Consider the following 23,481-nt stretch of genomic DNA (forward strand, 5'->3'; position numbering starts at 1 on the left):
TTTTCGCCCGCTTCCGAAGAAGCGTGCATCTCTGCTGCCGCTGCGGTCATGATCTCAGCATCCGCCTCGGAAACAGACGGGTTCGTGTTCATCTCTTCTGTCATGGCATCTCCCTTCAGGCCTTCTTGAAAATCAGGCAGGCGTTGTGTCCGCCGAAGCCGAGGGAGTTCGAGAGGACGTAGTCGAGCTTCGCCGCACGTCCTTCGTTCGGCACGATGTCGAGGTCGCACTCCGGATCCGGCACCTGGTAGTTGATGGTCGCCGGGATGAACTGCTCCTCGAGGGCCTTCACGCTGAAGAGGGCCTCGACGCCGCCGGCCGCACCGAGCAGGTGACCGGTCATCGACTTCGTGGAGGAAACCGGAATCTCGTAGGCCTTCGCTCCGAAGACCGCCTTGATGGCCTTCGTCTCACAGGCATCATTGAGATGCGTGGAGGTACCGTGGGCGTTGATGTAGGAGATTTCCTCTGGCTGGATGCCCGCGTCTGCGATGGCGAGGCGCATGCAGTCGGCACCGCCCTCGCCCTCCGGGTTCGGGCTTGTGATGTGGTAGGCGTCGCAGTTCGCGCCGTAGCCGACGATCTCTGCGAGGATCTTCGCGCCACGGTGGAGCGCATGCTCACGCTCCTCGAGCACCAGGATGCCGGCACCCTCGCCCATGACGAAGCCGCCACGCTCCTGATCGAACGGGATGCTCGCGCGCTTCGGGTTCGTCGCAGCGCAGAGGGCACGCATGCTGGCGAAGCCGCCGATGCCGAGCTCCGTGATGCTCGCCTCGGTGCCGCCAGCCACCATGACGTCCTCATAACCATCACGGATGCGGTGGAAAGCGTCGCCGATGGCGTTCGAGCCGCCGGCGCACGCGGTCACCGGACAGGTGCACATGCCCTTGAAGCCGTGACGGATCGCAACGTTCGCTGCCGCCATGTTGGAAATCGCCATCGGAATGAAGAACGGAGACACACGCTCGAAGCCACGCTGAAGGGCCTTCGTATGCTCCTCCTCAATGGTGCTGAGGCCGCCGATACCGGACGAGATGATAACGCCCATACGGCTCGCCTCATATTCCTTCGGGCCGATGCCGGCGTCCGCGGCGTCGGAAGTCTTCAGCTCCGCTGCGCTCCCGATGCCGCTCTCGCGGATCGCCTCCTCGGCAGCCACGATGGCGAACTGCGCATAGCGCGACATATGCTTCTGCTCACGACGGTCGATGATGGCAGACGGATCGAAATCCTTCACCTCACCGGCGAGCTTGATCGTGAAATTTTCTGTATCGAAATGGGTGATCGGGCCGATGCCGCACTGTCCGGCGCGGATGGCTGCCCAGGAAGTCTCTGTATCATTGCCGGTCGGATTCACCGTACCGAGACCAGTGACGACGACTCTACGTTTATTCATTGTGTTCTCCTATATTTCTATATTAACTTTATCAGCAGCCCATGCCGCCATCCACACCGAGTACCTGACCGGTGATATAGCGGGCGTCGTCCGATGCCAGGAAGGCCGCCGCCTTCGCGACATCCTCCGGGCGTCCGAACTGGCGAAGCGGAATCTGCTGCAGCATCGCTTCCTTCACCTTCTCCGGCAGCACCTTCGTCATGTCGGTGTCGATGAAGCCCGGGGCGATGGCGTTCGCGATGATGCCGCGGCTCGCATACTCGAGGGCGGTGGTCTTCGTGAGACCGATGAGACCAGCCTTCGAGGCCGCATAGTTCGCCTGGCCGGCATTGCCATGCACGCCGACGACGGAGGAGATGTTTACGATGCGTCCGGAGCGCTGGTGCAGCATTTCCTTTCCGACGTACTTCGTCATCAGGAAGGCACCACGCAGGTTCTTCTCGATCACGAGGTCGAAGTCCTCTGCGCTCATGCGAAGCATCAGATTGTCACGTGTGATGCCCGCGTTGTTGATGAGCACATCGATGCGTCCGAAGCGCTCGAGCGCACTCTTTACGAGACCCTTTACGGCGTCCTCGTCAGATACATCCGCCTGCACAGCGAAGGCATCGACGCCTTCCGCCTGGCAGAGTGCAACCGTTTCCTCGGCGGCGGAAGCATTCCCCGCATAATCCACGAGGATGTGATAGCCATGACGCGCGAGCTCCACCGCGATGGCACGGCCGATCCCCCGGCCTGCACCGGTGACGATCGCTGCACCTGTGATCTTTTCTGTCGTTTCTGACATTTGTTTTTCCTCCGGCTGTTTCCAGACAGTCACTTCTGTTCCTGTGGAACACTGTATTTATAGAAAAATTGCGTTAAAAATGGATTTCTTCGACGCGACGCTGCGGGCGCTCTGCCCTCAGGCTTCCGCACAGAGCTTCGCGATGTCCTCAGAGGTCTCGATCGCGGTGACCGTGAACTCCGTGATGCCCATATCGCGGGCGACCTTCTTTACGAAACCGGCGAGCGTATGGCCCGGGCCGATCTCGATGAAATTCGTCACGCCGTCCTCAAACATCTCACGGAGAATCGCCTCCATGCGGACCGGCTTCTGCACCTGCTCTTCGAGAAGCTCCGGGATCGCCCGGCGAAGTCCAGCGAGGGTCGTCGCCGTCGTGGACTCCACGGATGCACTGACCTCCTCACAGGTCCCGCCGAGGTAGTTAAACATCACCGGGCACTTCGGGCGCTGAAAACGGATGCTCTTAAAGTAGCGTGCGAGCGCATCGCCAGCGCTCTTCATAAAGACGGTATGGAACGGTCCGGACACGCGAAGCGGGATGCTCTTGCCGCTGCCACTCGCGCTGATGATTTCGGCCGCCTTCGTGACAGCTGCCTTCTCACCACCGATGACGATCTGTCCCGGGCAGTTCAGGTTGCAGAGAGAAACGATCTTTCCGGTCTCGAGCTGCGCCTGACGGCAGACCGTCTCGAGATCCTCAGCCGCTACACCGAGGACCGCGCTCATGCCGCAGTCGATGCCCTCGGACGCAGCCGCCATGCTGGCACCACGGAAGGCGACCATGTTCACCGTGGTCTCTGCGTCCATCACCTCTGCCGCCTCGAGTGCCGAGTACTCACCGAGCGAAAGGCCGGCGGTCACATCCGGACGGATGCCATGTACACGGAGGATCTCGGTCACGCCACAGGCGAAGGCCACCATCGCCGGCTGGGTGTAACGGGTCTCGTTGATGACACCATCCGGATCCTGGAAGACGAGACGGTGGAGATCATAGTTCTGATCGACGCCCTCGCCCCCTGCAAACTCCTTACGGAAGTCCTCACTCTTCGTATAGCGCTGAAGCGCATCGCTGACACTGTCAAACACCCGGCGGAACTCCGGATAATCACGGTACAGATCGGCACCCATGCCGACATACTGGCTGCCCTGTCCTGCGTATAAAAATGCTGTTTTCATGTTCTACCTTTCTATCTGCTTTCGATGACAGCCCGCGTGAGGCTACGCCACCGGAAATGCATCCTTTCTCACGTCCACCGACGCTGCACGAAACGCGCTTCGATTTATCCCTGACAGATATCCTCGAGGATCTCCGCGAGCGGTCGAATCGTATGCAGCTGTCCGCATACCTGCCCAGCCATCAGGGAGCCGGTCTTCACATCGCCCTCGAACACGGCGCGACGGAGGGAACCCAGGGTGAACTTCTCGAGCTCCATCTTATCGGCGCCAGCCTTCTCCTGCTTGATATAGGCGACGGTCATCTGGTTTTTCAGTACACGCACCGGTGTACCGCCGATCCGTCCGGTCACGATGGCGTCACTGCCCTGTGCCTTCAGAAGCGCGGCCTTATAGTTCTCATGGATCGGGCACTCCTCTGCGGACAGCAGCACCGTACCGATCTGTACGCCACAGGCACCGAGGGCCATGGCTGCCTTAAACTGACGGTGATCTGCGATCCCGCCGGCCGCGATGACCGGAATCGACACGGTGTCCACACACTGCGGCACCAGGGTCATCGTCGTCATCTCGCCGACATGTCCGCCGGACTCACAGCCCTCGGCGATGACGGCGTACGCACCGAGGCGCTCCATCAGCTTCGCGAGGATCGGGGCACCGACCACCGGAATCACCTTGATGCCGGCCTCCTTAAAGGCCGCCATATACTGTCCCGGATTGCCGGCACCGGTCGTCACCACCGGCACCTTCTCTTCGATGCACACCTGCACAAACGCCTCCGTGCATGGATTCATCAGCATGAGGTTCACACCGAACACCGGCTCGTAATCCGGTGTCGCAGCCTCCTCGATCAGCTTCCGTGCGGTCCGGATCTCGGTACGGAGCTCCTCCGCCAAGTGGATACCACCGGTTCCGATGAGGCCGAGCGCGCCGGCACAGGCACAGGCCGCCGCAAAGCGACCCGTGGCGATGTTGGCCATACCGCCCTGGATGATCGGATATTTCGTTCCCAGTAATTCATTCAGTAATGTCATATCTCTCCTTTACCGTGTCGGTGCGTCATAGCTCAGGATGCAGCCGCCCCAGGTGAGTCCGCCGCCGAAGCCTGCGAGGATCAGTCGCTCGCCACGCTGAAGGCGTCCCTGCTGCTGCATATCGTAAAGCGCCGTCGGAATCGATGCAGCGCTGGTATTTCCAAGCTTTTCCATATTCATAAAAAACTTCTCTGCCGGCCAGTGCATCGCCCGGTAGACATGCCGGATGATGCGGGCATTTGCCTGATGGCAGACCACATGATCGATGTCCTCCATCGTCTCGCCGGACTGTTCGAGCAGGCCGCCGATGATGCGCGGGATGATGTCACAGGCGAACATGAACACTTCCTTACCGTCCATCAGCATATGGTCAATGCAGACGGTCTCTGCGTTCGTCTCCTCCCGCGCTTCATACGCACCCGTATAGACCCCCGGCGCGAGGATCACATCGGATCCGCGGGAGCCGAAAAGACGTACGTACGGTGCCGCTTCTTCTCTGTTTCCCGCTGTTTCTGTGCACTCGATCACGGCTGCACCCGCACCATCGCCGAAAAGAATCGCGGTGGAGCGGTCCTCCATCGAGAGGAGACGGGACAGCTGCTCTGTGCCGACCACGAGGGCATAGCGCCGGCCGCTCACAGCGGCGAGGCTGCGTGCGACCTCGAGGCCATAGATGAAGCCGCTGCAGGCGGCGTTGATGTCGAGGGCCGGCACCTCCAGAAGCCGGAGCTCCCGCTGAAGGATCGCTGCGATGCTCGGGGTTGCGAGGTCTGCGGACATGCTCGCCACGACGATCGCGCCGATGTCCGACGCCGGAACGCCCTGGCTTTCCGCCTCTGCGAGTGCCTTTCCGGCCGCCTCGATGGCGAGGGTCACGGCACTTTCCTCTGCCGTGCAGAAGCGGCGTGCGTGGATACCGGTACGTGGATAGATCCAGGCATCGGAGGTATCCATCTCCAGACTTAAGTCGTCATTGGTCACCAGTCGGCCCGGATACGCGGCCCCGAGGCCGATGAGTTTCATTTCGTTCAAGGTTTCTCCTCACTTATGTCAAAGCGCCTCCGCACCGGGCGACAGTGGTGTTCACACGCCGCTGCGCACCGGTGTACGCGGTGCCTGCGCTCACAATTAAATATTCCGGTACTTCTCCTGGCGCTGCTTCCGAACCTCCTCCGGGCTCAGCTTCAGAAGGTCATTCAGGCTCTTTTCAAGCACGATGTCGAGGCTTGCATAGAGGCGCTCCGGATCGGTCTGCGCACCGCCGAGCGGCTCCGGGATCAGATGATCCGCGACACCGGCCTCACGAAGATCGCGGGCGGTCAGCTTCATGACCTCGCAGGCCTCCTCGTGACGGCCTGCGTCCTTCCAGAGGATCGAGGCGAAGCCCTCCGGGCTCAGTACCGAGTACACGGCGTTTTCGAGCATGAGGATCTGGTTGGCAACGGAAATCGCAAGCGCTCCGCCGGAGTTGCCCTCACCGGTAACGACCGCGATAACCGGCACATGCAGGCTGCTCATCGCCGCGAGATTCCGTGCGATGGCCTCACCCTGTCCGTGCTCCTCTGCCTCCATACCAGGATAGGCACCCGGCGTATCGACGAAGGTGATGATCGGGCGTCCAAACTTCTCGGCCTGCTCCATGAGGCGAAGTGCCTTACGATAGCCCTCCGGACGCGGCATGCCGAAATTGTAACGGATATTCTCTTCCATCGTGCGGCCCTTGCGATGCCCGAGAACGGTCACCGGCATGCCCTTGTAGCGGGCGATGCCACCATAGATGGACGCATCCTCATCATAGAGATGATCCCCCTTCTGCTCGAAGAAGTCGGTGAAGAGATGCTCGATGAAATCGTCGATGTGCGGACGCTTCGGATGACGGGCCAGATAGACACGATCCGCCGCCGAGAGATCCGCACACTGGGCGAGCAGCTGTGTACGCTTCTGGTCCAGACGGCGGATTTCCTCCGCATTGGCCTCCATCTCTTCTTTCGTCAGTGAAAGCGTATGGATTCTCTGTTCGAGTGCTTCGGCCTGTTCGATGATGTCTTTAATCATGCATTTACCTCCCTGGTGGTGACCGCTCCAGGCTGCACGCCGGAATCGACATGCAGCTTCAGGATGTCGGTCAGTACATCGCGCATCTCACTGCGCTTCACGATGCGGTCCACGAAGCCGTGGTTCTCGAGATACTCGGCGCGCTGGAAGCCTTTCGGGAGCTTGCGGTTGATGGTCTGCTCGATAACACGTGGTCCGGCGAAGCCGATCAGTGCGCCCGGCTCTGCGAGGGTGATGTCCCCGAGGGTCGCGAAGCTCGCGGTGACGCCGCCTGTGGTCGGGTGGGTCAGGAAGCTGATGTAGAGACCGCCGTGCTCGCTGAAGGTCTCGATGGCTGCGCTGGTCTTCGCCATCTGCATGAGGCTGTAGATGCCCTCCTGCATACGGGCGCCGCCGCTTGCGCTGAAGATGAGGAGTGGCAGATGATGTGCGTCGGCATACTCGACCGCACGGGTCACCTTCTCGCCGACCGCACGGGACATGGAGCCCATGAAGAAGCGGCTGTCGAGGACGACCGTCACGAGGCGGATGCCCTCGATGGTGCCGACCGCGGAGATGACGGACTCGGAAAGGCCGGTCTTCTCCTCCTGCTTCTCGATCTTCTCCTTATAGCCTGGGAAGCCCAGCGGATCCTCGGCCGCGATATCTCTATCCAGCTCCTTGAAGCTGCCTGGATCGAGGATCAGCTTGAGACGATAGTAGCCGCCGAGCGGTGCATACTTTCCGCAGGTCGGACAGATGAAGCAGTTCTCCTCCCATCTACGACGGAGTGCACGACGTCCGCAGCTCCGGCAGGTGATGAAGCTCGACGGGATCATCACCGCCGGAAGACTCCGACCGCTGCTCTTCTCTCCCTCTGCCTTCGTATCCGCCTTCGCCTCTGCCTTTTCTGCCTTCTCAGCACCCGCGCTCTTTCCGGCAAGCGGCCAGGTAAAGTGAACACCGACGTGTCCGATCATATCCTCCCGGGCCTTCTTCTCGAACGCACGGTTCTTATACAGCTCATAAACCTTCTTGATAGGCGACTTCATGGCCCACCTCCTATATAAACCTTCTCTTTAGAACAGCCCGATTTTCTGATGAAAACCGAGCTGAACGCTTACATATACTCTGTTTTAGTTCTGGCAGTAATCAACGAGATCCTGTACGGTCGCCATCTTGCCGATCTCGCCATCCGGGATGGTCTTACCAAGTGCATCCTCGAGGGCCATGTGCAGCTCTACGAGCGAGAGGGAATCCACCTCGAGGTCCTCCTGGAAGCGTGCCTCCGGGGTAACCTTCTCCTCATCACATGCGAGTGTATCTACGATAATGTCCTTAACCTGCTCGAAATCCATTTTGTTCTCCTTTTGCCGTAGCCCGGCGATTCATCTTATGTTTGTGTTCTGTTTACGAGTATTTATAGTTAAACATTTTTTATTAAAATATTTTAACTTTCCTCGCGATGGTGCATAGAATACGTGAAGTAGCATAGGAAGTCAATGGAAGAAATTCAGAAGTGGAAATAGTTTTGAAAACTATGACAAACGGAGAGGAATGGAAAAGACGCATTTCCGTCCTTTTCATCCTCTCCGTTCTTTAAAAAATTTGAACTATGTATATTTTTTTAAATAATCGATGAACCATGTTTCGTATCTGGAGTCAAAGGGGTCTGACCCCCATAGGGCAGAATTCAGGTTCTCTCCGTAAGCAAATGGGGGTCAGACCCCATGCTTCTCACCACTTCATCGAAGCCGGTGAACACAGCTTCTTACCTGTTTTCAGGCGATCACCTCGACCTGGCTGCCGCCGGCGCGGTCCTTCGTGACGACGAGCTGCTTATCGATCTGCTGCTTCAGCTCTCCGACATGGGAGATGATCCCGACGAGGCGATGCCCCTCGGTGAGCTCCGCGAGTGCCTGGATCGCCGCATGCAGCGAATCCTCGTCGAGGGAGCCGAAGCCCTCATCGACGAACATGGTGTCGAGACGGATGCCGCCGACGCTCGAGCTGATCTCGTCGCTGAGTCCGAGGGCGAGGCTGAGGGAGGCCTTGAAGGACTCTCCACCCGACAGCGTCTTCACCGAACGCAGTGTTCCGTTATAGTGGTCGAGCACGTCCAGCTCGAGGCCCGATTGCGATTTGATATTGTCGGCACTCTTCCGACGCACGAGCTCATACTGCGCATCGCTCATGATCATGAGGCGCGTGTTCGCCCGCCGAAGGATGCGGTCGAAGTACGTCGTCTGGATGTAGGTCTCGAGCGTCATCTTCTCGCTGCCGGCTACCGTGCCGTTTGCGGTGTTCGAGAGCTCGCTCATCCAGGCATAGTGCCGCTCCTTCTCGCTGAGCTCTGCTGCGCCCTCCTTGATTCGTGTAAGCTGCGCCTTATTCGTCTCTATACGGGCAATGACACCATCGGCCTCCGCCCGCCGCTGCTGTCGGAGACCGCTGAGGCGTGTCTGCTCCGCCCGCTCCGTCCCGGCATCATACTGCGCACCTTCCGCCATCTTCACCTGCTCCGAAAGCTGCTGCAGCGAACCGCGCAGCTCCGCGAGTGTCTTCTCTTCGGCACGAAGCGCCTGCTCTGCCTGTGCGAGTGCCGCGTCGGCCTGGGTCCTAAGACCATCGAGGCGACTGATTTCTGCCCGGGCTTCGCGTTCCGTCGGGAACGGAAGCTTCGCCTGCTGCTTTTCGATTTCATCATGGGTGGCCTTCTGTGCCGTCTGCAGCTCGATCTGCTTCGCCTCCGCCTGTCGGATTTCTCCGCTCAGTGCTTCGAGCTTCCGCTCTGCCTCCGGGATCTGCTGTTCAAGGCCAGTTTTTCGCTTGGACCGAAGCGTCAGTTCCTGCACGGCAGCCTCAAGCGTGCCTGCTGCTGTCTGCGTGTCGGCACACGCCGCCTGCACACGCTGGTAGCCCTCGTTCAGTACCGCGGCGGTCACCACCACGGTTCCGGTCGGTGCCTGTGCGTCGCTGTGCTCCGATGGCCTACGTACCGCGTCCTCGTGCTTCGTTTCTGTCGTGCCCTCGCAGGTTGCGGCTGCCTCCGGTGCATCCGGGGTCTGCATCTTCACATCACCGAGGAGCATCGCACACTGCTGCAGCACATGCTGTGCCGAGGCCTCGTAGTCACCCTTCAGTCCATTGGCAGTCCGGCTCTTTTCATCCATCGCCCGGTGAAGCTGCTCCGACAGCTGCTGTGCCTTCTGCACATCGGCTTCTGTCGGTGCCGTCTCGGAAAGGGTCGCGAGATGACTCTCTTCGGTGATGACATGCCCGCAGACCGGACAGGTATCCCCTGACTTCAGATCGCGTGCGAGGATACCCGCCTGCTCACAGAGAAACGCCCGGTTTCGCTCCTTATAGGAAGCATCTGCTTCTTCGAAGCGGGTCATCGCCGTCTTCAGGGCCTCCTGTGCCGTCTTCAGCGCACGATGCTTTCGGCGGAGCGCCTCATAGTTCGCCTGCAGGGAACGGAGTTCACTCTGCTTCCGTGCATTGGCCTCCTGCGCCGCCTGCTTCGTCGCAAGCTCCGCCTCCACACTACCGAGGGTCTGCAGCTCCCGCTTCGTTGCTTCGAGCTGCTGCTGTCCCTTCGTCTGCTTCGCTGTCCGCTTCGCCTGTTCGGAAATCAGCTTGTCGAGCGCCTTCTCCCGCGCCGTCTGTGCCTGCAGAAGCGTACTGAGCTCCGCGTACTGCGGCAGCATCTCTGTGAGCACGGTGATCCGGCGCTCCAGTTCTTTTCGTTCCGGCTCCCGCGCCTGCTCCGCTTCATAGCGCTTCTGCAGCACGTCGAGCTTCGGCTCCGCCTCCTCGAGCTGCGCCTTCGTACGGTCGAGATCCGACTGCAGCTTCTGATACGCTCCGAGCGCCGTCAGGTGGCCGCTGATCTTTTCGAGCGCCGCGCTCGCCTCGTTGATTTCCGTCTCGAGCTGTCCGCGTCGCATCTCGTCGTCCGCGATGATCCTCTCGAGCAGTGTCAGCACGTCCGCCGTCAGCATCGCCCCTTTATGCGCGTACTCCAGTTCGACAGAGAGCGGGCTCAGCGGATCCGCCGTCGTGGACTGCACATAGTGCTCGATGGCCTTCCGCGCATCCTCCTTTTCGACGAAGAGCCGCTTCGCATCGCTCAGGATCTGCATCTGCAGTGCCTTATAGTGCTCGGTCTCGAAGAGCTTTCGGAAGATTTCCTGGCGCTCCTTCGTGTCCGCGAGCAGCAGCTTCAGGAAGTCGCCCTGCGCGATCATCGCGATCTGCGAGAACTGCTGGTGGTTGACGCCGAGTATCTCCAGGATCTTCCGGTCGACCTCCCGCGGCTTCGTGAGCACCGCGCCGTCCGGCAGCGTGAGCTCTGCGTCCGCCTTCTGGATCGTCGTGCCACCGCCACGCTTCGCCGGGCGCTCGTACTCCGGATTTCGCTTCACGGTATAGTCCTGCCCACGGTAACGGAAGCACATCTCGACCTCCGTCGGGGTCTCCGGCTCCGCATACTTCGAGCGCAGCATCCCGGCGGTCCGGTTCTCACCCGAGGCCTCGCCGAACAGAGCGAAGGTGATCGCGTCGAAGATCGTGGTCTTGCCGGCACCGGTGTCGCCCGTGATGAGATAGAGCCCGCGTTCGCCGAGCTTCTCCATATCAATTTCTGTCACGCCCTTATAGGGTCCGAAAGCGGATAGCTTTAATTTCAGTGGTCGCATTCTATGCCTCCCAGATTTTCTCCATCTGCGCCTGTACGTAACGTGCCTGCTCCTCGGTCATCTCCTTATGGTTCTGCTTCTCGAAGAGCTCTGAAAACAGGTCGAGCGGTGACTTCTCCTCGAGCTGTTCGAGCTCCAGACGCTCACTGCCCTGCCCACGCGTCCGCGCGTTGTCGTAGTCAAGCTTCATCAGGTTCGGGTAGATCACCTGCAGGTGCCGCGCCGCGTCCGGGATCTCGATCTCGTCGGTGAGCGTCGCGTGGATGTAATCGTCCGTCGCCGTGCCCTCGTAGTTCGCGCGCAGCGTAAGCTCCTCATAACTGCCACGGATCTCCCGCATGTCATGAAGTGGCCGGAGTTCCCGTGTGCTGATGCAGACGTCCACCACGCCGTCTGCTTTCTTCTCCCCGATCTCGACGACCGTCACGGACTTGTGATGGCGAGCCTCCGAAAAGCTGTATTTCAGCGGGGTGCCGGCGTAGCGGATGATCGGGCCGACGGTCGTGTTTTCCACCGTCGATGCGGGGCTTTCTGAACGGTCTGTTGAGGATGTTGCCGGGGTCGCATCCTGATCGGAAGCATCCTCCTCGGGTGTCGGCTGGAACCGGACCTGCTGCGGTCCGTGCAGGTGCCCGAGCGCCACGTAATCAAACGGTGCAAACACCGATGCGTCGACGTTATCGCTGCCGCCGACGGAGATGTCCTCTGAGTCGGAGCGGCTCGCACCGGTCACGAATTGATGCGTCACGAGGAGGTTCCGGTGCGTCGGATCGATGTCCATGTACGCGATCGCGACCCGCATGGCATCCGTGTAGCTCTCGATGGTCTCCTCCGGGTAGAAGCGACGGACATTGGCCGGCTTCAGGAACGGCAGGAGATAGACATCGACCGGTGGACAGGTGGATGCAGCTGCGGAGGTCGACGCTGATTCTACGGAGTGGGTACCGGCGTTCAGGTCGACAGCATTGGCGGCGGAGAGCGTGACGGACGCGGCGCTGTCCGGGCAGGTGATGCGCTTCACGTGGCCGTCGTACACCGGTGAGAGGTAGATGCCGGAGCGGTCCATGAGACGGTTTCCGAAGGCGATGCGCTCCGGCGAGTCGTGGTTGCCCGCGATGATGAACACGCGCAGCCTAAGCGCGGCGAGCTGGGTGAGGAACTCGTCGAAGAGCTCGACCGCCTCCGCGCTCGGAATCGCCTTATCGTAGATATCGCCGGCGAGGATGACGCCACCGTCCGGCCGCTCCTCGCGCAGGATCGTGAGAATCTGTTTCAGAATGTAACGCTGATCCTCCAGCATCGGAAATGCATTGACGCGCTTCCCGATATGAAGATCCGCGAGATGGATGAATTTCATGGTAAATCCTTTCGAACACTATCCTATTTCAGCCACACCGACATTAAGCTGGTAAGCTTTCACACGTATTTTATTATAAATGATTTTTCCTATATCAAGGAATGATTTTCCACTTTAACAATTCAGGGATATTGTGCCCTTATTTTTCAATAACATTCATTTTCAGAACAGAATCGCCTGCATTTTATATTTTCCACCCACTCATTTCATTAAAATAAAAATATTTAATATTGATTATAAGTTATACTATGAGTATATATCTGTCATTACCGCTGAAGAAAGGAGGCGCTTTATGAAGAACCTGAAGAAGCTGACGATTCTGCATTCGAACGATATGCATGGTGATTTCCTCGAGGAGGAGATCGACGAGAAGCTGGTGGGTGGTGTGTCACTACTCTCCGGCTATGTCAACAAGGTCCGCCGGGAGGAGCGGAATGTGATCTATGCCGTCGCGGGCGATATGTTCCGTGGCAGTGTCATCGATTCGGAGTATAAGGGCACCTCCACGATCGGCATCATGAACCTGGTCGGACCAGATGTCGCAACCATCGGAAACCATGAGGTCGACTACGGTCTCGCGCATCTCCTTTTCCTCGAAAAGTGCGCCGACTTCCCGATCATCAACGCAAATCTCCACATCAAGTCGAACGGTCGCCGCATGTTCCGGCCATACTGGATCGCGAAGCTCGACGGCATGAAGATTCTTTTCATCGGTATCATCACCGAGGAGGTCCTCGCTGCCACGAAGAGTGACGAGCTGATCGGCTCCTTCGTCGATATCGCGGAAGCCGCGCATGAGGTCGGCAACATCTGTAACGCGTACAATGCCATCGATATCGACTTCACCGTGCTCCTCACGCATATCGGCTTCGAGGAGGATAAGAAGCTCGCCGAGATGCTCGACCCGGACTGGGGCGTGGACATCATCATCGGCGGCCACAGCCATACACTTCCGGAGGCGCCGGCGAAGGTCAATGACATCTACGTCGTACAGGCCGGTACGGGCACGAATCAGATCGGCCGCTTCGACATCATGGTGGATACCGACCGGAACGCCATCGACAGCTTCACCTGGCAGATCATCCCGATCGACGACAGCCACTGCCCGCGTGACCGTGAGGTGGAGAACTTTATCCGACACTACCGGGATGTCACCTCTCAGAAGTACGATCGCATCGTCACCCGTTTCGCACATGAGCTGACACATCCGAAACGCAATCAGGAAACCTCGCTCGGTAACCTCATCGCGGATATCCTGCGCGACAGCTTCGCGATCGACCTCATGCTGATGGGCTCCGGTGCGATCCGAAGCGAGGTCCTCGGTCCGGTGGTGCACTACGGCGACCTCGTCGAGTGTCTGCCGTATGACGACGCAGTCTTCATGCTGAAGGTCACCGGCACGCAGCTCGAGCGCATGATCCGGCATATCCTCCGGGAGGATGCCTTCGTCGGCGAGCACACGGAGTTCTACCAGTTCTCGCATGGCATGCACATCGTCTGGTCCCGCAGCGCCCAGGCCTTCCGTGAGCTGACGCTCGACGGTGAGCCGCTGCACGCCGACCGCCTCTACACCGTCGCGATGCAGAAGTACCACTACACGAACCTGAAGCCGTTTCTCGACATCACCCTCGAGGAGGCAGAGGAAAACGGCAAGACCAGTGTACTCTCCACCTCGGCCCGCGATGTCGTCGAGGAGTACATCACCGTGAACCAGCACCTCGCACGCGAAGTGGAGGGACGTCTCGTCGTGGAGGCGTGATGCTCACATCCCGCTGCCGCCCCTCCGGCCTGAACAGTAACAGCCGGTGAGCGGATTTTCTGCTCACCGGCTGATTTTTAATGGAGCCTTTAGTGGACATCTCTTGCTTGACTGCCCACCTCAGTATACATCCTATCTATTCATATCTCGTTCCCACTCCATGCTTCTGATATTTAGCATTACCGGTGCTGACATATGACCGATTTTCTCTTAGAACGGGAGCTGGATCTTCGGAAGTGAGCCGAGGAGGCTCTTGAAGGTCTCGACATAGCCCTTCAGTTCGCTGACGACATCGAAGAAATCGTCGATCTGACCGCTGTAGGCCTGGTAGGTGCGCTGAAGCCTGCCGACCATATCGTCGATCTTTTCCATGGTTTCAAAGGCATCCTGCAGCTGCGTTTCGTAGGTCTGGAAGGTGCGGTAGATGTAGATGCCGAAACCGAAGAAGGTGATGAGCATGATCAGCACCAGTACGAGCACTGTAATCATGATGTAGCGGTTCCGCCGGATTTCGATCATCAGCTCTGCATTGGTCGGTCCCTCATAGCCGGCACCCGGCATGAAGCTGTCGCTGTTGCGGCGGGACTTCGCCTGCTTCGCGGCGGCTTCCTCTGCTGCGAGTCCACCGGTGTAGCTCGATGCATCTTCCTTTTTCACCGCCTGCAGCGGTACACCCATCCGCTCCGGATCGGCCGGACGGTTTTGGATGGCACGACGCGGTGGCTGGTTATGGGTCAGCAGCTCATTCGGATCGGCCGGGCGGCGCAAGCGCTCTGTTCTCGGCACGCCATTCACATCGTTTCGCGGTGCCCGCTTCTGCGTTCCTGCAGGTACGGTGCCGGCACCTGTCGTCGTATTCTTCAGCTCATCTGCCATCGCTGTTTCCCCCTCTTTATCGTCTGCAATAAGAATCAAAACTCATCATGATAAAGCCATTTTCTTCATGATAAGGACGTTCCTTTCAATCCGGTTTGAAATTTCATTTGAAGTAGTACAGATATATTTATTATACCACAGCGCCGCTTGCTTACCATCGGTCCATCAGAGGAAATTAATCGCCGAAGGTCAGCCGCATCTGGTGCCACTCGACGTTTCCATGTTTAGAGTCGCTGATGCCCTCATCCACGAAGCCGAAGCACGCGTAGTAGTGCACCAGGCGGTCCTTACAGGTCAGGACAAGGCCTTTTCGCCCCTGCTGCCGGGCGTCCTCGATGGCGCGGCGGAGCAGTCGTCCGGCGTAACCCCGATTCCGGTACGCCGGCAGAGTATTTACGCCGAAAATCATCTGCCATGCACCATGTTCGTCGTGCATCTCCGCACGCTCATACATCTCATCCGTGAGATCTGCTTCATCCGTCACGAAACCATCCACGAAGGAAATCAGCTGATCCCCCTCGTACAGCAGCCAGAAATGATCACCATAATACTGGATGCGCCCTTCAAACTCCTCCCGCGTCGCGGCCTCCGTTGCCGGGAAGCACGCAGCTTCCACTGCGGTGATCGCATTGATATCCACTATACGCGCATGTCGGATGTTAAACTCTTCACTCATTTTTTCCACACTCCAGGTTTGTTGAGCTTATACTATCTTCACTGTACAGTAGCCAGTCGATGGCGCGTTCGAACCAGTCGGCGATGTGGAGATCGATCTCGCGATGCTTCGTCGGTTCGACGACCTCCTCGGTCGAGAGACTGAGGCCATGCACACCCTTCGGATAGAGGTGGTACTCCACCGGGATGCCGTGCTCGACGAGTGCGTTCACGAGGAGCAGCGAGTTCTGTACCGGCACGGAATCGTCCTCGACGGTCTGCCATACGAAGGTCCGCGGAGTCGATGCGTGCACCTGGGTCTCGAGCGAGAACCAGCGGCGTGCGCGTTCGTAATCCGTATCCTCACCGTACTTCGCGATGAAGTCCTCTCGTTTTCCTAGCAGACGCTCGAAGCTTCCGGGATGACAGAACGCTCCAGAACTGATGACCGGATAGCAGAGTATCAGTCCATCCGGACGGAAGAGCTGCGCAGGATCGGCCGAGGTCTGATGCAGCGCCTCCAGTACCTCGGTGAAAATCGGATCGCCGTTCCAGTCCGTATCATCGAAGTGAATGCCGACAGAGGCAGCAACATGTGCGCCGGCGCTGAAGCCGCATAGATAAACCGGCTCCTCCGGGAAGAGCTCCCGCGTCTTTCCGATGGCCCAGGCGACCTGTTTCAGCGGGCGTAAGCCGAGGATTTCGCTCGCACAGTCATAGTTGAAGACAAGTGCACGAAAGCCATAGGCGTTAAAGGCATGGGCGATTGGTTCCCACTCCCGGTGGCTGAGAAAGCGGTAGCCGCCACCCGGAATCACGATCACCGTGCCACACTGCTTTCCAGTATGTACCGGATGCGGATAGCCCGGAATCGATACGCCTGTCTGCATCGCCCGATTTGCGCACCCACTGAGCGGATCAGCGAATTTCTCAGCATTGGCCCCGGAAGAGCCATGGGCACGCGCTGCGGTGAGGGCATCTGAAAAACCACCCTGGATGGCCTCCGCCTGCGCGGCGACGTTCAGCGGGAGCCGACCGGCGGAAAGCGTAGCCTCCTGGGCTTCCTCGTAGATCAGTTTTGCATCGTATATACCTGTGTAAATCATACTTGCCTCCATCTATCGTAAAAATCACGGGGCCTCGACGTTTCGAGCATCCCCGTGATATGGTCGTTCAATGCAGTCGCCCGGCAGTGCGTGTCGTACTCAGTCCTTCACGAAATCCTCGCGGTATGGTGTGAAGATGTCGATGAGCTGTCCGGCTTCGAGGCAGACACAGCCGTGCTCGACACCGTCGGTCTTCAGAAGGGTATCGCCCTCGGTGACGATGTGTTTCTCCCCATCGATCGTGAACTCGAACTTACCGGACTTGATATAGGTGATCTGGGTGTGCGGGTGATGATGGAGCTTGCCGATGGCACCCTCATCGAAGGTATTCTCGACGACCATCACGTCATCGGAGTACGCAAGGACACGCTTCGTGACGCCCTCCCCACCGGACTCTGTGACGATATCCTTATAAAATACCCAACGTTCATTCTTGTGCTCATGATGTAACATCTGTGGTTCTCCCTTTTCTGTGTCGCGGTCGCAGACGACCGCCTGTGATGCCTCTATTTTAGCGCCAGGTGAACCGCTTTACAAGATACATCAGCCGGTGAGCAGAAAATCCGCTCACCGGCTGATGTATTTTTTCCGTCACATCCGGCCCAGCCGGTACTTGAAGTCCCGGTAGCCGAAGTGAACGATCTCCTCGGTGCGGCCATCCGGCTTCCGGGTGTAAATCGCCGGCAGCGGCATGCCGTTGAAGGTGTTGTTCTTGCAGGTCGTGTAGATTGCCATGTCACCGAAGACGAGGAGATCCCCGATCTTCGGCTCCGTGTCGAAGCTGTAGTCGCCGATCACATCGCCGGCGAGGCAGGTCGGTCCGGCGAGGCGGACCGTGCAGGCCTTTTCGCCCACATCACCGGCCTGAAGCAGTGGCGGGCGGTACGGCATCTCGATGACGTCCGGCATGTGACAGGCCGCACTGGCATCGAGGATCGCGATGGTCGTATCCCCGTTTTTCACGACGTCCAGCACATGGGTCAGCAGGTAGCCGGCATTCAGCGCGCAGGCCTCGCCCGGCTCAAGATAAACCGTCACATCCCAGCGGTCCTGAGCGCGGCGGATGCACTGCTCGAGCAGTGCGATGTCATATCCAGGACGCGTGATGTGGTGGCCACCACCGAAATTGAGCCACTTCAGCCTCGGCAGGAGATCGCCGAACTTCTCCGCGACGGCGTCCAGGGTCTCCGACAGTGCATCGGCATCCTGCTCACAGAGCGTATGGAAATGCAGTCCGTCGAGAAGCTGTGGCAGCTCCGGATGGGCTGCCACAGCAGCCTCCCACTGTGCCCGTGTCGTGCCCAGGCGGCTGCCCGGGGCGCATGGATCGTAGATGGCATGGCCGTCCTGGGTCGAGTGCTCCGGATTGATGCGGAGGCCGAGGCTCTTTCCGGCGGCTTTCGCCTGTGGTCCGAACTTGAGAAGCTGCGCCGGGGAATTAAAGACGATGTGATCCGCGTAGTGAATCAGCTCTGCCATCTCATCTTCCCGGTACGCGGCACAGAATACATGCACTTCTTTTCCCGGCATCTCCTCTGCGCCGAGCCGCGCCTCGTAGAGGCCGCTCGCCTCGGTCCCCGCGAGATGCGGGGCGAGGATCGGATAGAGGTCATAGTTACTGAAGGCCTTCTGCGCGAGGAGAATCCGGCAGCCGGTCCGCTCCGCGAGGGCACCCAGGATCTCAGCATTGGCCTGAAGCTGTGCTTCGTCGAGCAGATAGCACGGGGTCGGCAGCGCATGAAAGGTCGCCGGGGTCACGCCGTCGATCGACGCGAACGGCGCACGGGTGTCCCGCGGCTCCATCAGTCAACGAGCGCCGGGTTATGATTCTCGCGGCGCGGAAGTCCGTACTTGTCGAGGGCGTCGAGGAAAGGATCCGGGTTGAACTCCTCGACGGTGTATACGCCCGGCTTGATCCACTCGCCGGTCAGCATCATGAGTGCGCCGCACATCGCCGGTACGCCGGTGGTGTAGCTGATGGCCTGGCTGCCGACCTCGCGATAGCACTCCTGGTGATCGCAGACGTTGTAGATATAGTAGTGCTTCTCCTGACCGTCCTTCTCACCGGTGAAGATGCAGCCGATGTTGGTCTTGCCCTTCGTGCGCGGGCCGAGGCTCGCCGGATCCGGGAGGAGTGCCTTCAGGAACTGAATCGGCACGATTTCCTGACCCTGGAAGCGGATCGGAGTGGTCGACAGCATGCCGACGTCCTCGAGACAACGCATGTGATCGAGGTAGCTCTGGCCGAAGGTCATGAAGAAGCGGATGCGCTTCACATCCGGCAGGTTCTTGCCGAGGGACTCGATCTCCTCGTGGTGCAGAAGGTACATATCCTTCTCGCCGACCTCGTCGAAGGTATACTCGCGCTTGATGCTCATGGCCGGGATCTCCACCCACTTGCCGTTCTCCATGTAGCTGCCCGGTGCAGATACCTCACGGAGGTTGATCTCCGGGTTGAAGTTGGTCGCGAAGGCATAGCCATGGTCGCCGCCGTTGCAGTCGAGGATGTCGATGGTGTCGATGCGGTCAAACTCGTGCTTCGCCGCATATGCGCAGTACGCCTGGGTCACGCCCGGGTCGAAGCCGCAGCCGAGCAGCGCGGTGAGACCGGCGTCCTCAAACTTCTTCTTGTACGCCCACTGCCAGCTGTAGTCGAAGTAGGCAGAGAAACCGGCTTCCTTGCAGCGCTTCTCGTAGATCGCACGCCACTCCGGATCATCGGTGTTCTCCGGCTCATAGTTTGCCGTATCCATGTAGTTGACACCACATGCGAGGCAGGCATCCATGATGGTGAGGTCCTGGTACGGAAGCGCGATGTTCATCACGAGATCCGGCTGGTAGCTGCGGATCAGCGCGCAGAGCTGCTCCACGTCATCGGCATCGACCTGTGCCGTCGTGATCTTCGTCTTCGTCGTCGGTGCGAGCTTCTCCGCGAGGGCATCACACTTCGACTTGGTACGGCTGGCAATGCAGAGCTCCGTAAAAACGTCACTCACCTGACAGCACTTGGAAATCGCAACACTGGCTACACCACCGCAGCCGATCACTAATACTCTACTCATAAGGGTACTCTCCTTTATATAAAATCATGTAACTGCCCCAACCAGATGCCCAGAGGGCCGGGCGGAACGATAACAAAACGAATACTACTTCAATGCCAGCAGGAGCTCACGGAGCACCTTGCAGGCGGTCGCGGTGGAAACACCGCTCGTATCCAGCATCGGGGCGAGCTCGTTCACATCGGCGGCGACGATGTTTGCCTTCGTCGCCGTGCGGATGGCTTCGAGCAGCTGCAGGAAGCCCACGCCGCCCGCCTCCGGTGTGCCGGTCCCTGGGAAGGCCGACGGGTCGAGGCAGTCGAGGTCGATGGTCAGGTAGACCGGCGTTCCCTTTTCCCGAAGCTTTTCGACGAGCTCCGAAAGTCCGGTGAAATCAAACCTGTGCATATCGGTATGCTCCGCTGCGAAGCGGAACTCCTCCCGCTCGCCGCTCCGGATGCAGAACTGGTGGATGCGGCCATCGCCGAGGAGGTCATGGCAGCGGCGAAGCACACAGGCGTGACTGAGATGCGCGCCGAGGTAGTCGTCCCGCAGGTCCGCATGGGCATCGAAGTGAATGATCTCGAGCTCCGGATACTTCGCGGCAACTGCGCGCACGGCACCGAGCGTTACGAGGTGCTCCCCGCCGAGCAGCAGTGGCAGCTTGCCATCCTGCAGGATCTCCGTAGCGCGGACCTCGATGTCCTGAAGCGCCATCTCGCTCGAACCGAAGCAGAGCTCGAGGTCTCCGCTGTCAAATACCTTCGTATCCATGAGGTCCTTATCCTGATACGGGCTGTAGGTCTCGAGGCCGAAGCTCTCGTGCCGCATCGCCGCCGGGCCGAAGCGTGCACCTGGTCGGAAGCTGGTGGTCGAATCAAACGGCGCGCCGTAGAGCACGATGTCCGCTTCCTCGTAGCCCGCGTCACAGCCGATAAAGTTTTCAATATTTGGTGTAAGCATCAGTGTCCCTCCACTTCGCGAAGCATCTCCTCGAGGAAGGCCGGGAGATAAAATGCACCCACATGCAGGCGGGTGGTGTAGTACCGGGTGCGCATATTGAGTGCCTGCCAGGCCTCTGCGTCCATGTCGTTGATCGGATGGTACTTCTTGCTGGCGAAGCCGAAGAGCCAGTAGCCGGCAGCGAAGGTCGGGATATGCGCCTGGTAGACCTTACTGATCGGGAAGGTGCTCGCAATGCGCTGATGACTGCGCTGCATCGCGGTCGCATCCTCGGTGTAGAACGGGCTGCCCTGCTGGTTCACCATGATGCCGTCCTCCTTCAGTGCCTTGAAGCAGGAGCCGTAGAACTCACGGGTGAAGAGACCCTCGGACGGCCCGAACGGATCGGATGAATCCACGATGATAAGATCATACTCGGCCTCGCACTGACGAATGAACTTGAGTGCGTTCTCATAGTAGATGTGCACGCGACGATCGTCCATACGGCAGGCATTGCCCGGAAGATACGCACGGCAGGCCTCGATGACCTGCGGGTCCATCTCGACGAGGTCGATGCACTCGACGCGGTCATAGCGGGTGAGCTCCCGCACGACGCCGCCGTCACCGGCACCGATGACGAGGATGTCCTTCGCGTTCCGGTGGACGGCCATCGGTACATGGGTGATCATCTCATCGTAGATGAACTCGTCACGCTCGGTCAGCATGACGTTGCCGTCGAGGGTCAGCACACGACCGAACTCCGGTGTTTCGAAGATGTCGATGCGCTGGTAGTCGCTCTGCTTCGAGTAGAGCTGACGGTTCACACGGATGCTGTGCTTCACATCCGGTGTATGAAACTCTGAAAACCACATTTCCATTTGTCTTTCCTCCTTCCGACGATGCTTACTCGGCGATGACGTTCAGGTGCAGAATCTCCGCATCCTCCGGTCCCGTCATGCTGCAGCCCTTCGCCTTCGCGTACTCGATATAATCGAGGATCTCCGCGGTGATCCGCTCGCCTGGTGCCAGAATCGGAATGCCTGGCGGGTAACACATGACGAACTCACTGCAGACCTTGCCTACGGTTTCACGCAGCGGCAGGCTCTTCTTCGGTGCGTAGAACGCCTCCTGCGGACTCGCAGCCACCTCCGGGTCGATGTACTCCTGGCTGAGCAGGCCCTCGCCGTTCGTATGGTAGCGTCGCTTGATTTCGGACAGCGCGCTCACGAGACGCTCGATCTCCTGGATGCGATCGCCGATGGAGAGGTAGGCGAGGATGTTGCCGATGTCGCCGAACTCGATCTGAATATCGTATTCATCCCGCAGGATGTCATAGACCTCGATGCCCGCGAGTCCGATGTCCAGCGTATGAACACTAATCTTCGTGGTATCGAAATCGAAGATGGAATCTCCGTTGCATAGCTCCTTGCCGAAGGCATAGTAGCCGCCGACGGCATTGATCTCCTCACGGGCGTACTCGGCCATATCCGCCACCTGATGGAAGACCTGCCGGCCGCGCAGGGCGAGGTTCCGGCGGGAGATGTCGAGGCTCGACATGAGGAGATAGCTGCCCGAGGTCGTCTGGGTGAGGTTGATGATCTGACGCACGTAGCCTTCATTGACGTTCGGTCCCGTCAGTAGGAGACTCGACTGGGTGAGGCTGCCGCCGCTCTTATGCATCGAAACCGAGGCCATGTCGGCGCCGGCTGCCATCGCGGACACCGGAAGACCGCCACCGAAATAGAAGTGGGTGCCATGGGCCTCATCGGCGAGGCAGAGCATGCCGGCATCATGGGCCATACGCACGATGGCGCGAAGGTCACTGCAGATGCCATAGTAGGTCGGGTTGTTTACCAGCACGGCGACCGCCTTCGGATGCTCGGCGATGGCCTTCGCCACCTGCTCACGCTTCATGCCGAGACTGATGCCGAGGCGGGTGTCCACCTCCGGATTCACATAGACCGGCACGGCACCGCAGAGCACCAGCGCGTTCAGGACGCTGCGGTGTACGTTTCGCGGCAGGATGATCTCATCGCCGCGCTTGCAGGCGGTCAGCACCATGCTCTGTACGGAGCTCGTCGTACCGCCGACCATCAGGAAGGCGTGGGCTGCGCCGAAGGCATCGGCCGCCAGCTCCTCTGCTTCCCGAATCACCGACACCGGATGGCAGAGATTATCGAGGGGCTTCATGCTGTTGACGTCGACGCCGACGCACTGCTGCCCCAGGAACGCCGTCAGCTCCGGGTTGCCGCGGCCACGCTTGTGTCCCGGCACATCAAAAGGGACCACACGCATGCGCCGGAAGTTCTCCAGCGCCTCGTGGATCGGTGCACGCCGCTGATCCAGACGCGTGCGTTTCGCATTTCCATTCATGTATTACCTCCGTTCGTGGGCCCCACCATGACATGCACGCTACTCACGCATTGCTTCTCGTTCGAATTCTGTTTCGCAGGCAACTCGAGTGCGCAGCTAAGCATGCATGCTCACAATGCGCTCATCATCCGCTGCTGCGAAGCAGAAATAAAAAAGGCAAGTCTGCATATACGCAAACTTGCCTGAAATCAGCTTATGTAGGGACAGGAAACGCCCTCCTCGGAGTCCGAAACCGGGTGTTCATCTGTC

At 59.2% G+C, this 23,481-nt stretch carries 20 protein-coding genes; 1 reads left to right on the plus strand and 19 read right to left on the minus strand.

The genetic code is table 11. The annotated features are described in order from the left end of the window. Positions 1-115: 115 nt before the first annotated feature. From fabF to ACTQ52_RS03075, 10 genes are all read right to left on the minus strand, one after another. Complete coding sequence (gene fabF / locus ACTQ52_RS03030) at positions 116-1,399, minus strand: beta-ketoacyl-ACP synthase II (RefSeq protein WP_410042783.1); 1,284 nt, start codon at positions 1,397-1,399, stop codon at positions 116-118. A 31-nt stretch (positions 1,400-1,430) separates the two neighbouring features. After that, complete coding sequence (fabG, locus tag ACTQ52_RS03035) at positions 1,431-2,186, minus strand: 3-oxoacyl-[acyl-carrier-protein] reductase (RefSeq protein ID WP_441981768.1); 756 nt, start codon at positions 2,184-2,186, stop codon at positions 1,431-1,433. A gap of 117 nt (positions 2,187-2,303) precedes the next feature. After that, positions 2,304-3,362, minus strand: coding sequence for an ACP S-malonyltransferase (locus ACTQ52_RS03040; RefSeq protein ID WP_441226468.1), 1,059 nt, complete (start codon positions 3,360-3,362; stop codon positions 2,304-2,306). A 104-nt stretch (positions 3,363-3,466) separates the two neighbouring features. Beyond that, positions 3,467-4,393, minus strand: a complete 927-nt coding sequence (locus tag ACTQ52_RS03045; RefSeq protein ID WP_410042786.1) for a nitronate monooxygenase — start codon at positions 4,391-4,393, stop codon at positions 3,467-3,469. Between the two features lie 9 nt (positions 4,394-4,402). Continuing rightward, positions 4,403-5,416, minus strand: coding sequence for a ketoacyl-ACP synthase III (locus ACTQ52_RS03050; protein ID WP_441981854.1), 1,014 nt, complete (start codon positions 5,414-5,416; stop codon positions 4,403-4,405). Positions 5,417-5,521: 105 nt separating this feature from the next. Beyond that, positions 5,522-6,448 carry an acetyl-CoA carboxylase carboxyltransferase subunit alpha gene (locus ACTQ52_RS03055; protein WP_441981769.1) on the minus strand — a complete coding sequence of 309 codons (927 nt, stop codon included), beginning with the start codon at positions 6,446-6,448 and terminating at the stop codon, positions 5,522-5,524. Further along, entirely contained in the window at positions 6,445-7,479 is a 1,035-nt protein-coding gene (gene accD, locus ACTQ52_RS03060) for an acetyl-CoA carboxylase, carboxyltransferase subunit beta (protein WP_441226470.1), read from the minus strand. The genes ACTQ52_RS03055 and accD overlap by 4 nt, the downstream gene beginning before the upstream one ends. An 84-nt stretch (positions 7,480-7,563) precedes the next feature. Next, on the minus strand, positions 7,564-7,785 hold the full coding sequence (acpP, locus tag ACTQ52_RS03065) for an acyl carrier protein (protein WP_410042789.1): 222 nt from the start codon (positions 7,783-7,785) through the stop codon (positions 7,564-7,566). A gap of 423 nt (positions 7,786-8,208) precedes the next feature. Further along, complete coding sequence (locus ACTQ52_RS03070) at positions 8,209-11,127, minus strand: AAA family ATPase (RefSeq protein WP_441981770.1); 2,919 nt, start codon at positions 11,125-11,127, stop codon at positions 8,209-8,211. 1 nt (position 11,128) lies between these two features. Beyond that, the gene (locus ACTQ52_RS03075; protein ID WP_441981771.1) at positions 11,129-12,484 is read right to left on the minus strand and encodes an exonuclease SbcCD subunit D; all 1,356 of its coding nucleotides are present in this window, start codon (positions 12,482-12,484) and stop codon (positions 11,129-11,131) included. Between the two features lie 292 nt (positions 12,485-12,776). Here ACTQ52_RS03075 and ACTQ52_RS03080 point away from each other — a divergent pair, with 292 nt between their 5' ends. Then, complete coding sequence (locus ACTQ52_RS03080) at positions 12,777-14,243, plus strand: bifunctional metallophosphatase/5'-nucleotidase (protein ID WP_410042792.1); 1,467 nt, start codon at positions 12,777-12,779, stop codon at positions 14,241-14,243. A gap of 210 nt (positions 14,244-14,453) precedes the next feature. Here the strand turns inward: ACTQ52_RS03080 and ACTQ52_RS03085 are convergent, their stop codons facing one another. The 9 genes from ACTQ52_RS03085 to ACTQ52_RS03125 form a co-directional block, all read right to left on the minus strand. Next, positions 14,454-15,119: a hypothetical protein gene (locus ACTQ52_RS03085; protein ID WP_441981772.1), complete on the minus strand. Its 666-nt coding sequence runs from the start codon at positions 15,117-15,119 to the stop codon at positions 14,454-14,456. Between the two features lie 175 nt (positions 15,120-15,294). Continuing rightward, entirely contained in the window at positions 15,295-15,795 is a 501-nt protein-coding gene (locus ACTQ52_RS03090; RefSeq protein ID WP_441981773.1) for a GNAT family N-acetyltransferase, read from the minus strand. After that, positions 15,788-16,879, minus strand: coding sequence for an alpha/beta hydrolase (locus ACTQ52_RS03095; RefSeq protein ID WP_441981774.1), 1,092 nt, complete (start codon positions 16,877-16,879; stop codon positions 15,788-15,790). Before ACTQ52_RS03095 ends, ACTQ52_RS03090 begins: the two co-directional genes overlap by 8 nt. Positions 16,880-16,978: 99 nt before the next feature. Then, positions 16,979-17,332 carry a cupin domain-containing protein gene (locus tag ACTQ52_RS03100; protein WP_410042797.1) on the minus strand — a complete coding sequence of 118 codons (354 nt, stop codon included), beginning with the start codon at positions 17,330-17,332 and terminating at the stop codon, positions 16,979-16,981. Positions 17,333-17,470: 138 nt separating this feature from the next. Then, entirely contained in the window at positions 17,471-18,682 is a 1,212-nt protein-coding gene (gene nspC, locus ACTQ52_RS03105) for a carboxynorspermidine decarboxylase (RefSeq protein ID WP_441981775.1), read from the minus strand. Further along, on the minus strand, positions 18,682-19,941 hold the full coding sequence (locus tag ACTQ52_RS03110; RefSeq protein ID WP_441981776.1) for a saccharopine dehydrogenase C-terminal domain-containing protein: 1,260 nt from the start codon (positions 19,939-19,941) through the stop codon (positions 18,682-18,684). Before ACTQ52_RS03110 ends, nspC begins: the two co-directional genes overlap by 1 nt. 84 nt (positions 19,942-20,025) lie before the next feature. Continuing rightward, entirely contained in the window at positions 20,026-20,880 is an 855-nt protein-coding gene (gene speB / locus ACTQ52_RS03115; protein ID WP_441981777.1) for an agmatinase, read from the minus strand. Continuing rightward, positions 20,880-21,737 carry a polyamine aminopropyltransferase gene (gene speE, locus ACTQ52_RS03120; RefSeq protein ID WP_441981778.1) on the minus strand — a complete coding sequence of 286 codons (858 nt, stop codon included), beginning with the start codon at positions 21,735-21,737 and terminating at the stop codon, positions 20,880-20,882. The genes speB and speE overlap by 1 nt, the downstream gene beginning before the upstream one ends. Before the next feature lie 25 nt (positions 21,738-21,762). Continuing rightward, positions 21,763-23,232 (minus strand): aminotransferase class I/II-fold pyridoxal phosphate-dependent enzyme, encoded by a 1,470-nt coding sequence (locus ACTQ52_RS03125; protein ID WP_441981779.1) that lies wholly within the window; start codon positions 23,230-23,232, stop codon positions 21,763-21,765. Positions 23,233-23,481 lie beyond the last annotated feature (249 nt).

The sequence above is a fragment of the Oribacterium sp. Sow4_G1_1 genome (assembly GCF_052116105.1).
Lineage (GTDB): Bacteria > Bacillota > Clostridia > Lachnospirales > Lachnospiraceae > Oribacterium.

Coding starts and splice junctions, on each gene's coding strand:
- accD (WP_441226470.1), bottom strand. CDS start 7,479: ATGAAGTCGCCTATCAAGAAGGTTTATGAGCTGTATAAGAACCGTGCG.
- fabF (WP_410042783.1), bottom strand. CDS start 1,399: ATGAATAAACGTAGAGTCGTCGTCACTGGTCTCGGTACGGTGAATCCG.
- ACTQ52_RS03090 (WP_441981773.1), bottom strand. CDS start 15,795: ATGAGTGAAGAGTTTAACATCCGACATGCGCGTATAGTGGATATCAAT.
- ACTQ52_RS03050 (WP_441981854.1), bottom strand. CDS start 5,416: ATGAAACTCATCGGCCTCGGGGCCGCGTATCCGGGCCGACTGGTGACC.
- nspC (WP_441981775.1), bottom strand. CDS start 18,682: ATGGAGCCGCGGGACACCCGTGCGCCGTTCGCGTCGATCGACGGCGTG.
- acpP (WP_410042789.1), bottom strand. CDS start 7,785: ATGGATTTCGAGCAGGTTAAGGACATTATCGTAGATACACTCGCATGT.
- ACTQ52_RS03125 (WP_441981779.1), bottom strand. CDS start 23,232: ATGAATGGAAATGCGAAACGCACGCGTCTGGATCAGCGGCGTGCACCG.
- speE (WP_441981778.1), bottom strand. CDS start 21,737: ATGGAAATGTGGTTTTCAGAGTTTCATACACCGGATGTGAAGCACAGC.
- speB (WP_441981777.1), bottom strand. CDS start 20,880: ATGCTTACACCAAATATTGAAAACTTTATCGGCTGTGACGCGGGCTAC.
- ACTQ52_RS03095 (WP_441981774.1), bottom strand. CDS start 16,879: ATGATTTACACAGGTATATACGATGCAAAACTGATCTACGAGGAAGCC.
- ACTQ52_RS03075 (WP_441981771.1), bottom strand. CDS start 12,484: ATGAAATTCATCCATCTCGCGGATCTTCATATCGGGAAGCGCGTCAAT.
- ACTQ52_RS03070 (WP_441981770.1), bottom strand. CDS start 11,127: ATGCGACCACTGAAATTAAAGCTATCCGCTTTCGGACCCTATAAGGGC.
- ACTQ52_RS03055 (WP_441981769.1), bottom strand. CDS start 6,448: ATGATTAAAGACATCATCGAACAGGCCGAAGCACTCGAACAGAGAATC.
- ACTQ52_RS03110 (WP_441981776.1), bottom strand. CDS start 19,941: ATGAGTAGAGTATTAGTGATCGGCTGCGGTGGTGTAGCCAGTGTTGCG.
- ACTQ52_RS03100 (WP_410042797.1), bottom strand. CDS start 17,332: ATGTTACATCATGAGCACAAGAATGAACGTTGGGTATTTTATAAGGAT.
- ACTQ52_RS03045 (WP_410042786.1), bottom strand. CDS start 4,393: ATGACATTACTGAATGAATTACTGGGAACGAAATATCCGATCATCCAG.
- ACTQ52_RS03080 (WP_410042792.1), top strand. CDS start 12,777: ATGAAGAACCTGAAGAAGCTGACGATTCTGCATTCGAACGATATGCAT.
- ACTQ52_RS03085 (WP_441981772.1), bottom strand. CDS start 15,119: ATGGCAGATGAGCTGAAGAATACGACGACAGGTGCCGGCACCGTACCT.
- fabG (WP_441981768.1), bottom strand. CDS start 2,186: ATGTCAGAAACGACAGAAAAGATCACAGGTGCAGCGATCGTCACCGGT.
- ACTQ52_RS03040 (WP_441226468.1), bottom strand. CDS start 3,362: ATGAAAACAGCATTTTTATACGCAGGACAGGGCAGCCAGTATGTCGGC.